General features: G+C 67.6%; 12 protein-coding genes. 2 read left to right on the forward strand and 10 right to left on the reverse strand.

All coding sequences use genetic code 11. The annotated features are described in order from the left end of the window. Positions 1 to 133: 133 nt before the first annotated feature. The 5 genes from AC1DIP_RS00180 to AC1DIP_RS00200 all read right to left on the reverse strand — a co-directional run bounded on the left by AC1DIP_RS00180 (position 134) and on the right by AC1DIP_RS00200 (position 4,646). Entirely contained in the window at positions 134 to 808 is a 675-nt protein-coding gene (locus AC1DIP_RS00180; RefSeq protein WP_477732416.1) for an arsenate reductase/protein-tyrosine-phosphatase family protein, read from the reverse strand. A gap of 134 nt (positions 809 to 942) precedes the next feature. After that, the gene (locus AC1DIP_RS00185; RefSeq protein WP_477732417.1) at positions 943 to 1,575 is read right to left on the reverse strand and encodes a DUF305 domain-containing protein; all 633 of its coding nucleotides are present in this window, start codon (positions 1,573 to 1,575) and stop codon (positions 943 to 945) included. Positions 1,576 to 1,628: 53 nt separating this feature from the next. After that, on the reverse strand, positions 1,629 to 2,048 hold the full coding sequence (locus AC1DIP_RS00190; RefSeq protein WP_477732418.1) for a hypothetical protein: 420 nt from the start codon (positions 2,046 to 2,048) through the stop codon (positions 1,629 to 1,631). Positions 2,049 to 2,080: 32 nt separating this feature from the next. After that, complete coding sequence (locus AC1DIP_RS00195) at positions 2,081 to 4,210, reverse strand: heavy metal translocating P-type ATPase (protein ID WP_477732419.1); 2,130 nt, start codon at positions 4,208 to 4,210, stop codon at positions 2,081 to 2,083. A gap of 70 nt (positions 4,211 to 4,280) precedes the next feature. Continuing rightward, positions 4,281 to 4,646, reverse strand: a complete 366-nt coding sequence (locus AC1DIP_RS00200; protein WP_476206990.1) for a cation transporter — start codon at positions 4,644 to 4,646, stop codon at positions 4,281 to 4,283. A 271-nt stretch (positions 4,647 to 4,917) separates the two neighbouring features. Between AC1DIP_RS00200 and AC1DIP_RS00205 the strand changes: the two genes are divergently transcribed. After that, the gene (locus AC1DIP_RS00205) at positions 4,918 to 5,598 is read left to right on the forward strand and encodes an ANTAR domain-containing protein (protein WP_476206986.1); all 681 of its coding nucleotides are present in this window, start codon (positions 4,918 to 4,920) and stop codon (positions 5,596 to 5,598) included. An 82-nt stretch (positions 5,599 to 5,680) separates the two neighbouring features. Continuing rightward, positions 5,681 to 7,033, forward strand: coding sequence for a Na+/H+ antiporter NhaA (gene nhaA / locus AC1DIP_RS00210; protein WP_477732420.1), 1,353 nt, complete (start codon positions 5,681 to 5,683; stop codon positions 7,031 to 7,033). A 13-nt stretch (positions 7,034 to 7,046) separates the two neighbouring features. On the opposite strand, the gene AC1DIP_RS00215 is transcribed toward nhaA, so the two are convergent. From AC1DIP_RS00215 to ctaD, 5 genes are all read right to left on the reverse strand, one after another. Next, complete coding sequence (locus AC1DIP_RS00215; protein ID WP_477732421.1) at positions 7,047 to 7,313, reverse strand: hypothetical protein; 267 nt, start codon at positions 7,311 to 7,313, stop codon at positions 7,047 to 7,049. Between the two features lie 106 nt (positions 7,314 to 7,419). Then, positions 7,420 to 8,577, reverse strand: coding sequence for an ABC transporter ATP-binding protein (locus AC1DIP_RS00220; RefSeq protein ID WP_477732422.1), 1,158 nt, complete (start codon positions 8,575 to 8,577; stop codon positions 7,420 to 7,422). After that, positions 8,574 to 10,163, reverse strand: coding sequence for an ABC transporter permease (locus AC1DIP_RS00225; protein WP_477732423.1), 1,590 nt, complete (start codon positions 10,161 to 10,163; stop codon positions 8,574 to 8,576). Before AC1DIP_RS00225 ends, AC1DIP_RS00220 begins: the two co-directional genes overlap by 4 nt. Before the next feature lie 4 nt (positions 10,164 to 10,167). Continuing rightward, the gene (locus AC1DIP_RS00230; protein WP_476206978.1) at positions 10,168 to 11,220 is read right to left on the reverse strand and encodes an extracellular solute-binding protein; all 1,053 of its coding nucleotides are present in this window, start codon (positions 11,218 to 11,220) and stop codon (positions 10,168 to 10,170) included. A 337-nt stretch (positions 11,221 to 11,557) separates the two neighbouring features. Beyond that, a complete protein-coding gene (gene ctaD / locus AC1DIP_RS00235) occupies positions 11,558 to 13,318 on the reverse strand; it encodes an aa3-type cytochrome oxidase subunit I (protein ID WP_477732935.1) in 1,761 nt (586 codons plus the stop codon). Positions 13,319 to 13,328 lie beyond the last annotated feature (10 nt).

Raw genomic sequence — 13,328 nt, forward strand, 5'->3', positions numbered from 1 at the left:
CCGGGAGCCGGAATTTCCGGCGCCGGATGAATCAGAACCGCCTGGAACGCTCATGCCGCCTCCACCTCATTGTGACTGGTGGGATCAGTGTCCGTCCCGCAGGCCCCTATTGGCTACAGGAGTATCCAAACTGTCACCTGGCGCCCCCATGGACCGGGGAGTTGAGCCGTGCGTGGCGCAGGATGGAGACGATCGCTGGGGCCAGTTGGTCCTCCATCTCCCGGTAGACCTCCGGAGCGTGGCGGTAGGGGTCCACGATGTCGTTGTCCGAGGAATCGGCCGGCAGCGAGAGGTGCCTTACTCCGGCGGCCCGCGCCGGGAGCCCCCGCCACAAGGCGGCATTCGCACCGAGCCCGCCATCGACGTCGGACCCGGTGTCCTGCGAAGGTGCGACGGCGGGGAGCTGGCTGTCCGCCCGCTGGCGGTCTTCCCGTTGATCGAGGACATCGAGCATCCGCGCGAACTCACGGATGGTGAACGTCCGTTTGAGCAGGGAAGCGTCAAGCTGGAGGACCTCTCCGCGGTGGCCGGAGGTCATGGTGAGCACCAGGTCCACCCCGCGCAGGATCTTTGGCGTCAGCTGCCGCGCGGCGAACCCTTCCGGCTCCCCGCCGAAGGTCCGCACGATCTCCGCGGAGAGTGGCTGCATCGGCTCGCCCACCAGGGCCCGGGTACCGGCGCTGGACACCTGGAAGCCGCCCGGCACCGCCTGGTCCAGCCCTGCCTGCAGCAGCCGCTCGGCCACCGGCGACCGGCAGATGTTTCCGGTGCAGACGGTCAGGATTCGTACTGGTGTGGAAGTGTCCAAGGAGGTGTTCTCTTTTCCCAGCTGGTGCCGGACCCGCTCGGGCCCGTGCCTTTCAACTTAACACGCGACGGCGCGCAGCGGCCTCCCGGACCGGGGTGCCGCCGCCGCGCCGCGCGCTTTCGCGGGTCCGCCTGCTACAGCGCGGCCAGCAGCTGTTTCATCTGGGTGATCTCCGCCTGCTGGGCATCCACGATGTCGTGGCCCAGCTTGACCGCGTCCGGGAATTTGCCGGCGCTGAGTTCCTGCTGGGCCATGTCGATGGCGCCCTCGTGATGGCCGATCATTTGCTGGAGGAACAGCCGGGCGGCCTCGGTACCGGTAGCGGACTTGAGCTGGTTGATCCCGTCGTCGTCCACCATGCCTGCCATGCCGTGCCCGGAATGGTCACTCATCACGGTGGGCACGTTCCAGCCGGTGAGCCACCCGGTCATCTGCTTGATCTCCGGCGCCTGGGCCGCCTTGATCTTGGTGGCAAGCGCGGTGACGTCGGCGGGCATGTCCTTCTTGGCCAGGATGATGTCGCTCATTTCCACGGCCTGGGAGTGGTGCGGAATCATCATCTGGGCAAACATGATGTCCGCCTGGTTGTGGTCGGCGCCGGCGCTGGGCGTGCTGCCGGCGCCAGGCATGGTGCTGGACATGGCGCCGGAGCTGCCGTGGTCCACGGGCATGCTGTTGCCGGAACCGGCATTGGCGGCGCATCCGGCGAGGCCGAGCGAGGCGGCCAGGGCAGCAGCGATGGAAAGGGTCTTGAAAGTGGTGTTCATGGTTGTCCTTCAGGAGTAATGGAACTGGGCCGTGCTGGGTGGCGCAGCCCGGTTTACGTCCGGCTGATGGACACCTCGCAGGGCGTGGGGCTCGGCGGCAGGTAGCTGTATCCGGGCGCGGGATTGCCGCCGGCCGGCTGCAGCGGCAGGACGGCCAGGGTTGCCTGCGGCGGGGAAATGGCGAGGGGGCCGCTGGGCGCGGACGGGACGCAGGGCGCCCCGGACTCCTTCACTCCCGGGCACGCGTCGCCGCAGGCGGCCGGGGCCAGGTCCGGTGTGTCCACGGCAGCTGCGGCCGGCGCGTGGGCAGGCTGCGGAGCTGTGCTGTGCGGAACAGCCCCCTGTGCCATTGACCCGTGCGAAGCGTGCCCGGAGGTCAGGACATGCATGCCCAGCAGCCCCGCGATCACGGCCAGGGCAGCGGCGAACAGCCATGCCCTGCGAAGGAGGGCCGGCACGGCACGGGTGGCCACGGCCGTCCCTCCTTCCGTTCGGACTGCAGTACTCAACGTACCTCTGACGGGTTCAGTTTCAGGCGCCGGAGGAGCTGGGCGTTCAGTGCCACCACCACGGTGGACGCGGACATCAGCACGGCGCCCGCCGCGGGGGAGAGGACCACCCCGGCGAAGGCCAGGACGCCGGCGGCCAGCGGCACGGACAGAATGTTGTAGCCGGTGGCCCACACCAGGTTCTGCCACATTTTCCGGTAGCTGGCGCGGGACAGGTCCACCATGGACAGGACAGCCCGGGGATCATTCCCGGCCAGCACCACACCGGCGGACTCCACGGCCACGTCGGTTCCGGCGCCGATGGCGATGCCCACCTCGGCCCGTGCCAGGGCAGGGGAGTCGTTGATGCCGTCGCCCACCATGGCCACCTTCATCCCGCGGCCCTGCAGCTCGGCGACCTTCTTGTCCTTGTCGGCCGGCAGGACTTCGGCGAATACCTCGTCGATGCCCAGGTCCGCGGCCACGGCCTGCGCCACCTGGTGGGCGTCGCCGGTAACCATGGCCACCTTGACGCCGCGCCGCTGCAGGGCCGACACGGCCTGCCGCGACTCCGGCCGCACCGCATCCTCCATGCTCACGGCGCCCAGGACCTTGCCGTCGTCGACCACGTGCAGCACGGCGGCGCCGCGGTCCCTCCACGTGCGCGTACTGGCAGCCAAGGATTCAGGTTCGACGACGCCGAGCTCGCGCAGCAGCGCCGGCCCGCCCACGTGCACCGTACGTCCGTCCACGCCGGCCCGGACGCCGCGGCCCGTCAGGGCGGTGAAGCTGGTGGCGCGGGGGAGCCGCAGGTTCCGTTCCCTGGCGGCCCGCACGATGGCGCGCGCCACCGGATGTTCGCTGTCTGACTCCACCGCGGCGGCGAGTGCCAGCACGGTGTCGGGATCGGCGTCGTCCGCCACGGCGACGTCCTTCAGTTCCGGTTCGCCGGTGGTCAGGGTTCCGGTCTTGTCGAACAGGACAACGTCGATGGTGCGCATGCGCTCCAGTGCCATCCGGTTCTTAATCAGGACACCGGCGCGCGCGGCCTGTTCGGTGGAGATGGCAATCACCAGCGGGATAGCCAGGCCAAGGGCGTGCGGGCAGGCGATCACCAGGACGGTGACGGTGCGGGTGACGGCGTCCGGGACGCTGCCGAGCAGGGTCCACGCGATGAAGGTCAGGACGCCGGCGCCGGCAGCGAAGTAGAAGAGGAACGCCGCGGCGCGGTCCGCCAGTGCCTGCGCACGGGAGGATGACGCCTGGGCTTCCTCCACCAGCCGCTGGATCCCGGCCAGTGCAGTCTGGTCCCCCACGGCCGTGACCCGGACCCGGACGCTGCTGTCGGTGGCCACGGTACCGGCCACCACCGCGTCCCCGGCGCCGCGGCCCACGGTCTTGGACTCCCCGGTGATCATGGACTCGTCGAACTCGGCCTGCCCGTCCACCACGCTGCCGTCGGCCGGCATGCGGGCGCCGGGCCGGACCAGGACCAGGTCCCCGGGGCTGAGGTCGGACACCGGGACAGTCTCGGTGCCGGTGTCCGTGATGCGTTCGGCCTCGTCCGGCAGCAGGGCGGCCAGCGCATCCAGGGCGCCCTGCGCCGATCCGAGGGCGCGCATCTCGATCCAGTGGCCCAGCAGCATGATGGCCACCAGCAGCGCCAGCTCCCACCAGAAGTCCAGGTCGAAGCCGCCGATCCCCAAGCTGGTGACCCAGGACGCAGCGAAGGCCACGGAAATGGCCATGCCGATCAGCAGCATCATCCCCGGCGAGCGGTCCTTCAGCTCCTGCACGCCGCCCTTGAGGAACGGCTGGCCGCCATAGACGAAGATGACCGTACCCAGGACCGGCGGGATCCAGGCCGAGCCTGTGAACTCCGGCGGCATGTAGCCCAGGAGATGGCCCATCATGGGGCTGAAATAGACCACGGGGACGGCGAGGGCCAGGGTCAGCCAGAACCTGTTCTTGAACATGGCGGTGCTGTGCCCGGCGTGCTGGCCGTGGGTGTGGACGGTGTGGTCGTCGTCGGCCGGGGTGCCGTGTGCGTGGCCGGCACCGTGCGCCGGCGGCTGGGTGAGCGTCCCGCTGGGCCGCTGGTGGTGTCCATGGCCGGTGGAATGCTGCATGTGCTGATGGTCCTGCATTTGTCCTCCTTGGAGGCAATCGCTACCCGGACCTGGTCCGGGGCTGCGGAATGTGGGGGCGCCGGCTGTCTCAGGCCAGGGCGTAGCCGGCCGACGTTACGGCCTGGCGGATGTCGGCGTCTGGGGCGGTGCCGGTGACGGCCAGCAGGGAGCGGCCGCCGGGGACCAGGTCAACCGAGGCTGAAGCAACGCCGGTAACGGCGGACACGGCCGCCTCGACAGACCGGACGCAGTGCCCGCAGGTCATGCCCTCCACCGCGAAGCTGCGCTGGGTGCTGGCACCGGCCTCGGCCTCGGTTTCGGTCAGCACGACGGCGGCGGGGGACACCTGCGCGGACGGAACGGGGAGGGCGGCTGGCTGGGCGGCACTGGAAGGGCCGCAGCAACTGCAGCCGGAGGACGCGAGGGGGAGCTGGGGGCGGTTTCCGCTGTTCATGTCAGGTCCAATCCGTTGAAGACATCAAGGGGTGCTGGGGTTGAACGGCTGTGAAAGGCTGGGGCGCGTGCGCCGGCCGGGACATACCACTTCACTGACAACACCGCCAATATACCCCCTAGGGGTATACGGGTCAAGTGCCCTAGGGCATTTCCCGAGTGGCGTCCATAGGGCCTCCCGCACTACCTTCCCTCCACCGGGGCGGCCATACTGGAGGGAGCGAGGACAAAGCCGGCCCGCTGGGGGCCGGCGTACGCCGGGAGGTGGACCTGTGACGGAGCTCAGCGGCCTGTACACGTATTCGAGTGCCCTCGGGGACAGCGAAACCGATGCCGGAACCTTCAGGGTGGACATCGAGCCGGCAGGCCCAACCTTCCACTGGTCCGACGGTACCTACCGGCTGCACGGATACCGCCGGGGCGAAGTGGTCCCCACCATGGAGCTGGTCTTCGCCCACAAGCATCCCGATGACCGCGGACGGTGCGAGGAGATCGTGGCGCAGGTCTGCAACACCGGCGGCTTCTTCTGCATGTACCACCGGCTGGTCGATGCCCAGGGCCGGACGCGGCGCGTGCTGACCTCAGGCGAGGCTGTCCTCGGCCCGGACGGCGAAGTCACGGCGCTCGAAGGCGTGATGGTGGATCTCAGCCGGACGCTGCAGCGCGAAACCGAACAAACCGCCCGCGAGGCCGTGGCCGGCGCTACGGCAACCCGCACCGTGATTGACCAGGCGCGCGGAATCCTCATGGGCCAGCTCAAAATTGGCTCCGATGACGCCTTCCAGATGCTGGTGACCACCAGCAGCCACCGGAACGTAAAACTCGTGGCGGTGGCGGCGGAGCTGGTCCACCTGGCCAATTCACCGGAGGCGCGGACCTACCTGGACCGGGCCGTGCGGGCCATCGAGCTGCACGGCCGGCCGGAACCAGCCCGGGGCCGTTGCGCGGGCTGAAGCCTGTTCCCTTAGGATTGAAGCAGGTGCGCCGGGAAGTCTGGTCGGCATGGATTTGTCGAACCCGGATTTAAGGACGCCCATGAACTCCACGCCGCCCACCCCGCGCCGGAACATTTTGTTCGGTTCCACGCTCTTTTCGCGCGGCAGTTACTCAGAGGCGCTGCGGATCGGCGAGATCCTCCGCAAGGAGACCGTCGGCGGAGCCCTCCTGGTCGCAGCCGCCGTGATCGCGCTGGTCTGGGCCAACTCGCCGGCGTCGGACAGCTACTTCGCTCTCCGCGACTTCAAGCTGGGCTACGAACCGTGGCACCTTGACCTCAGCCTCGGAGCCTGGGCGGCGGACGGCCTGCTGGCCATTTTCTTCTTCCTGGTGGGCCTGGAGCTCAAGCGGGAATTCGTGGCCGGTGACCTGCGCCAGCTCAGCAAGTCGATCGTGCCCGTGGCGGCCGCTGTGGGAGGGGTGGCCGTCCCGGCGGTGATCTACGCCGTCGTCAATTTTTCCAGTCCGGACACGCTCCGTGGCTGGGCCATCCCCACAGCCACGGACATTGCGTTCGCCGTTGCCGTCCTGGCGATCATCGGCTCCCACCTGCCCAGCGCCCTGCGGATCTTCCTGCTCACGCTGGCCGTGGTGGATGACCTGATCGCCATCACCATCATCGCGTTCTTCTACTCCAGCGACATCCAGGTGGCCCCGTTGCTGCTGGCGCTCATCCCGCTGGCCCTCTACGCCTTCCTTGCGCAGAAGTACCGCCGGTTCTTCGGCCGCCATGCGGCCGCCGCCTGGCTGATCCTGCTGCCCCTGGGTGCCGTCACCTGGGCCCTGGTCCACGCGTCCGGCATCCACGCCACCGTGGCCGGCGTGCTCCTGGGTTTCGCCATCCCAGTGATCCGCTCGCAGGCCTCCGGCGGACCCGAGGCCGGGCCAGGGCTCGCGGAGATTTTCGAGCACAGGTTCCGGCCTATTTCCGCCGGCGTAGCCGTCCCCATTTTTGCGTTCTTTTCCGCGGGCGTGGCCGTTGGTGGTTGGGCGGGCCTGGGGTCGGCCCTGGTGGACCCGGTGGCCCTGGGCATCATCCTGGGCCTGGTCCTGGGCAAGCCGATCGGCATTCTGGCCACCACGTGGATCCTGACCAAGGCCACCCGGGCACGCCTGGACAGCTCTTTCAAGTGGATCGATGTGTTCGGTGTGTCCCTGCTGGCGGGGATTGGTTTCACCGTCTCGCTGCTGGTGGCAGAGCTCAGCTTTGGCCAGGGCAGCCTGCACGATGACCACGCCAAGGTGGGAATCCTGGCTGCGTCACTGATCGCGGCGCTGCTGGCGACTGCCGTCCTGCGCACCCGCAACCGGCAGTACCGGCTTGCCGAAGAGCTCGAAAAAGTGGACTCTGACAACGACGGCGTCCCGGACGTCTACCAGGAGCACACCTGACCCCCGAGGAGCGTCAGGCCGGGGCGAGGGGCGGTGCCGCCCCCGCCTCCAGCGTGGCCGCGGCGGCGAGGGCCGCCGGTGCCGGTTCCACGTGGCGGATCTCCAGGGCCTCGGGGTCCAGCAGCTTGCGCGCACCGGTCCGGGCGTCCAGGATCCAGAAGAGTTCGAGGGCCGGGACGACGTCGGTGACCCGGCCTTTGTGGAAGAGCCTGCCCCGGTGCCACGCCTCGATCTGGTCGCCGATGCGGAGCTCGGCGGTGCGTATTCCTTGTGCCTCCATTGGGCTGCCTCCTGCTGTTGTGTCCCCGTAAGCACAGCTTGCCGTGGGCAGGTTGCCGCAGTGTTTCGGCCCGGTGTTTTTTCTGTGTCTTGTGTGGCTGGAGGGGTTACTCGTCCATGGGGAATGCCACGGCCTCGCCCACCACCCGCAGGCAGAGCTCCATGCCGGGGCGGGCGATCGAGGCGTTCCAGTGCCGGATGGTGATCACTTCGCCGCCGCCCGGGTAGCGGTGGTCGGCGTGCTCCGCCACTTCCTTGGGCACATTGAGCTTCAGCCGCACAGTGGTTTCGGGCCCGAAGTAGTCGGTATCCACCACCACACCGCGGATGGGGCCGTCCTCGGCAATGCGGATCTGTTCCGGCCGCAGCATCAGCTGCACGCGGCCCTGCGCCGGTGGCCTGCGCACCGGGATGCCGCCCAGGGAGCAGGTGGCCAGGGTCCCTTCCAGCCAGGCGTCCAGGATGACGGCGTCGCCCAGGAACTCGGCGGTGGCCCGGTCCGCGGGCCGGGTGTACACCACGAAGGGGTTGCCGATCTGTGCCAGCTTGCCGCCGCGCATCACGGCCACCTGGTCCGCGAAGGACAATGCCTCGGCCTGATCATGGGTGACCAGGATGGTGGTGACGCCGGCCTCGGCCAGGACCTTGGCCACGGCGCGGCGGGTGGCCACGCGCAGGCCCGCGTCCAGGGCTGAGAACGGCTCGTCCAGCAGCATCAGTTCCGGCTCGCGTGCGAGGGCGCGGGCCAAGGCAACGCGCTGCTGCTGTCCACCGGAAAGCTGGTGCGGCCGGCGCTTGGCCATGGAGGGATCCAGCGACACCATTTCCAGCAGCTCCGCCACGCGGGCGTTCACGGCGCGGCGTCCGCCGTCGAGCCGGGCCGGATTCAAGCCGAAGGCAATGTTCTGGCCAACGTTCAGGTGCGGGAACAGTGCCCCGTCCTGGGCCACGTACCCGATCTGCCGTTTATGCGCCGGAAGCCACGCGCCCTCGCCGGCCACGGTGGTGCCGTTGAGCGAGATGGTCCCGGTGTCCGGGTGCTCGAACCCTGCGATCAGGCGCAGGAGGGTGGTCTTGCCGGAACCGGACGGACCCACGATCGCGGTGGTCCCGCCCTTGGCCACGGACAGGTTGACGCCCCTGAGGACCGCCTGGGATCCGAAGTTCTTGGTGACGTCCGTGATCTGCAGGTGGCTGTTGGTGGTGGCTGCCACCGAAGGTGCCACCCGCGGCTCGGGCAGCCTGCGGGTTGATGGTGCTGTCACTGTCCGGCTACTTTCTTGGACTGTTGGAAGAGGAGATAGGTCATGGGCGCGGAAAGCAGGATCATCAGCAGGGCATAGGGCGCGGCGCCGGCGTAATCGATCTCGCTGCTCTTGCTCCAGAACTCGGTGGCCAGCGTCTTGGTCCCGTTGGGAGAGAGGAGCAAGGTGGCGGTGAGTTCGTTGGCGATGGCCAGGAACACCAGGGCTGCGCCGCCGGCCGCGGCCGGGGCAGTGAGCCGCAGGGTGACGCGGATGAACGCCAGAAGCGGGGGCTTGCCCAGCGCCTGGGCTGCCTCATCGAGTTCCTTGGGGGCCTGCGCCAGTCCGGCCCGAAGGTTCACCAGGGCGCGCGGGAGGAACAGCAGTACGTAGGCTGCCACCAGCACTCCGGCCGTCTGGTAGATCCCAGGCGCCAGGCGGATGCTGACGGTCACGAAGGCCAGGGCCACCACGATGCCCGGCATGGAGCTGGTGACGTAGTTGGACAGTTCCAGGGACTTGCTGAACCAGCCGGGCTTCCGGACCGCCAGGTATGCCATGGGGAAGGCGACCACGATGGTGGCCGCGGCACCGGCGAGCCCATACCCGAAGGTGGCAAAAAGCGCCGGAAGGAACTCGGCGGCGGCCCACACCTCGGCGCCGCCGGCCACGATCCACTTGAGCACGTAGTACAACGGGAGGCCGAACGCCAGTGCCGTGAGTGCCAGCAGGAAGACCTGGCCAGGGACCTGGTAGGCGTGCAGCGGGAGGCGCAGCGCCCTGGCCTGGACCCCCGAGCCGATCCTGGCGTACCGGGCGGTGCCGCGGCTGCGGACCTCCGCCAGCAGCAGGAGCAGGCAGAAGAACACCAGCACGCTGGCCAGCATGTTTCCGGCGGCCCCGTTGAACGTGGACCGGTACTGGGTCATGATCGCAGTGGTGAAGGTGTCGAAGCGGATCATGGCGAAGGCGCCGTATTCGGCGAGCAGGTGCAGTCCCACCAGCAGCGCGCCACCGGTCAGGGCGATCCGCAACTGGGGGAGGACCACCCGGAAGAAGGCCCGCCAGGCGCCCAGGCCCAGCGCGGCTGCGGACTGTTCAATGGCCGGGTCCAGCCGGCTGAGGGTGGCGGCCGCCGGGATGTACACCAGCGGGAAGTAGGACAGGGTGGAGATCAGGATCCCCGAGCCCAGGCCGCCCAGCGACGGGATGGCCGATACCCACGCGTAGCTGTTCACGAACGCCGGGACGGCCAGCGGTGCGGCCAGCAGGACCGCCCAGATCCGGCGGCCGCGGAGGTTGGTCCGTTCCACCAGCCACGCCCCCGCCACGCCAAGCAGCAGGCACAGCGGGATGGTGGCTGCCATGAGGAGCAGCGTGTTCATGAGCAGTTCGCCCACGCGGGGCCGCAGGATGAGGCCGACGGCGGTATCCCACCCGGTTGCCACCGTCATGTAGACCACGTACCCCAGCGGGACGAGGGAGAAGAGGGCGATCAGCACCGCCAGGACAGATACTGCGGAAACGCCCAAAGGCGGGCGGGGGCTGCTGCCCCTGCCCGCCGTCGTCGCGCCCGCCCTTGGCGGAGCCGATAGATCGGAGGTCACGGAATTAGAGTAGTCCGGCCTGGGTCATCAGATCGCTGACCTTCTGCGAGTTGAGCTTTGCGGCGTCAACCTTGGGAGCCTGCAGGTCCTTGATGGGAACCAGCTTGTCGTTGGCGGGCACGTCGGAGCCGATGGCGTACTCGAAGGACGTACCGTTCTTCAGGACTTCCTGCCCCTTCTTGCCCGTGATGAACTTCAGGAACGCCTGCGCAGCGGCAGCATTCTTGGAGGACTTGAGCACGCCGCCGCCGGAGACGGACAGGAACGCGCCCGGGTCCTGGTTCTTGAAGTAGTACGGCGTGACGTTGTTGGAGTTCTCGCCGGTCTTGGCCTGGTCGCCGTAGTAGTAGTAGTGGTAGATGAGGGCGGCATCCACTTCACCGGCGTTGACAGCCTTCATGGCAGTGCTGTTGCCCTTGTAGGCCTTGGAGTTGTCCTTCATGGCCTTCAGCCAGTCCTCCGTGGCGGACTCGCCCTTGAGTTCCAGCAGGGCCGAGACGATCGCCTGGAAGTCGGCGCCGGTGGGCGAGGCAGCCCAGCGGCCCTTCCACTCCGGGCTGGCCAGGTCCAGCATCGACTTGGGCAGCTGGTCCTCGGTGAGCTTGGTCTTGTTGTACACCAGCACGGTGGAGCGGGCCGCGATGCCCGTCCACTTCCCGGTGGACGGAGAGAACTCGGCCGGGACCTGGTCCAGGGTGTCCTTGTTGACGTCCGCGAACAGGCCGGCGTTCTCAACCTGCGTCATGGCGGGGGAGTTCTCGGTCAGGAACACATCCGCGGGGGAGGCCTGGCCTTCCTGGATGATCTGGTTGGACATTTCCGTGTCATCGCCCTGGCGGAGGGTCACCTTGATTCCGGTCTCAGCGGTGAAGGCGTCCACCCATTCCTGGGTGAGGCTTTCGTGCTGGGCGTTGTAGACGGTGATCTCGCCGGAGGCCGCGCCGCCGGAGGCGGAGGAGCCGTTGCCTGCCGGGGTGCCGCCGCCGCAGGCGGTCAGGCCGAGAGCTGCGGTGGCGGCGAGTGCGATGCCTGCCAGCGCGCTGTTGCGGATCTTCATTGAGGCTGCTTTCGGTGGGGAAAAAAGTCTGCTTGAACCGAGGTCCTATTGCGCAACACTAATGTTGCCTATGTCTGAAAACTGTAGGGTAGGCAAACCTAAGCTCCAAGCCGAAAACCGGTTTAAGTGACGAGGTTCACATCAATTACGAAACTATGGCGTGACGTAATTATCGGGATATGGGTGTGAGGGGACCGGCGCATTCCTGCCATGCAATGCCGCGGCCGACACGGAAAATGGAATGCGCTGCGCAACATCACAGGCGCTGCCCGGCTTTGGGGTGCGCCAGCGATGCTGCGCCTCGAAAAGTACGGCGCGCCCTGGAAACCGGCCTGGGCTATTTGTCCGGGTTGGGATCGCGGACGTCCTGCGCCCCGATGTCTGCGGCTCCCAGGACGCTTTCCGCCGGCGCGTCCTCCGAGGGGTGGAGCCGGATACTCAGCTCGGGATGGTGCAGGTCCAGGGCGGGTCGCTCGGACCGGATGCGCGGCAGCGACGTGAAGTTGTGCCGCGGCGGCGGGCAGGAGGTGGCCCATTCCAGTGAAGCCCCGAAACCCCAGGGATCGTCAACGGTGACCTTCTTCGCCGAACGGGACGTGATGTACACGTTCCAGAAGAACGGGATCAGGGACGCACCCAGCAGGTAGGACCCGACGGTGGAGAACTGGTTCATGAAGGTGAAGTTGTCCTCCGGCATGTAGTCCGCGTACCGGCGCGGCATGCCCAGGACCCCCAGCCAGTGCTGGATCAGGAACGTGGCATGGAAGCCCAGGAACAGCATCCAGAAGTGGATCTTGCCGAGCCGCTCGTTCAGCATCTTGCCGGTGAATTTGGGCCACCAGAAATAGAAACCGGCGAACATGGCAAACACCACGGTGCCGAACACCACGTAATGGAAGTGCGCCACCACGAAGTAGGTGTCCGAGACGTGGAAGTCCATGGGCGGCGAGGCCAGGATGATGCCGGTGAGGCCGCCGAACAGGAACGTGGCCAGGAAACCCAGGCTCCACAGCATGGGGGTTTCGAAGGTCAGCGATCCGCCCCACATGGTGCCGATCCAGTTGAAGAACTTCACGCCGGTGGGCACCGCGATCAGCATGGTCATGAAGGCGAAGAACGGCAGGAAGATCGCGCCGGTGACGTACATGTGGTGGGCCCACACCGTGACCGACAGGGCCGCGATGGCGATGGTGGCATATACGATGCCCTTGTAGCCGAACAGGGGCTTGCGGCTGAATACCGGGAAGATCTCCGAGACGATGCCGAAGAACGGCAGCGCGATGATGTACACCTCCGGGTGGCCGAAGAACCAGAACAGGTGCTGCCACAGGATGGCGCCGCCGTTGGCGGGATCGAAGATGTGGGCACCGAACTTCCGGTCCGCGCCGAGGGCGAACAGCGCCGCGGCCAGCGGGGGGAACGCCATGAGCACCAGGATGCCCGTCACCAGGGTGTTCCAGGTGAAGATCGGCATCCGCCACATGGTCAGCCCGGGAGCGCGCATGCAGATGATGGTGGTGATGAAGTTGACCGAGCCCAGGATGGTGCCGAAGCCGGACAGTGCCAGGCCGAAGACCCACAGGTCACCGCCGATGCCCGGCGTAAAGGTGGTGTTGGACAGCGGCGCGTAGGCAAACCAGCCAAAGGACGCCGCGCCCTGCGGGGTGATGAAGCCGGACACGGCGATGGTGGAACCGAACAGGAAGAACCAGAAAGCCAGCGCGTTAAGGCGTGGGAACGCCACGTCCGGGGCACCGATCTGCAGCGGCATGATCACGTTGGCGAACCCTGCGAACAGCGGGGTGGCGAACATCAGCAGCATGATGGTGCCGTGCATGGTGAACAGCTGGTTGTACTGTTCCTTGGTCTGCAGGATCTGCATTCCGGGCTCGAACAGTTCGGCCCGGATCAGGAGCGCCATCACGCCGCCTGCGCAGAAGAACACGAAGGACGAGATCAGGTACATGTACCCGATGGTCTTGTGGTCCGTGGAGGTGATCCAGTTGACCACAAGGCGTCCCTTGGACTTAGGGACCACGGGTGCCGGCAGGACTCCGGCGGCCGGGGTGCCGCCCATTCGTTGGCCTGTGGTGGTCATCGTCATGCCC

The sequence above is a fragment of the Pseudarthrobacter sp. 05T312 genome (assembly GCF_056396685.1).

Coding starts and splice junctions, on each gene's coding strand:
- ctaD (WP_477732935.1), bottom strand. CDS start 13,318: ATGACCACCACAGGCCAACGAATGGGCGGCACCCCGGCCGCCGGAGTC.
- AC1DIP_RS00215 (WP_477732421.1), bottom strand. CDS start 7,313: ATGGAGGCACAAGGAATACGCACCGCCGAGCTCCGCATCGGCGACCAG.
- AC1DIP_RS00200 (WP_476206990.1), bottom strand. CDS start 4,646: ATGAACAGCGGAAACCGCCCCCAGCTCCCCCTCGCGTCCTCCGGCTGC.
- AC1DIP_RS00230 (WP_476206978.1), bottom strand. CDS start 11,220: ATGAAGATCCGCAACAGCGCGCTGGCAGGCATCGCACTCGCCGCCACC.
- AC1DIP_RS00185 (WP_477732417.1), bottom strand. CDS start 1,575: ATGAACACCACTTTCAAGACCCTTTCCATCGCTGCTGCCCTGGCCGCC.
- nhaA (WP_477732420.1), top strand. CDS start 5,681: ATGAACTCCACGCCGCCCACCCCGCGCCGGAACATTTTGTTCGGTTCC.
- AC1DIP_RS00195 (WP_477732419.1), bottom strand. CDS start 4,210: ATGCAGGACCATCAGCACATGCAGCATTCCACCGGCCATGGACACCAC.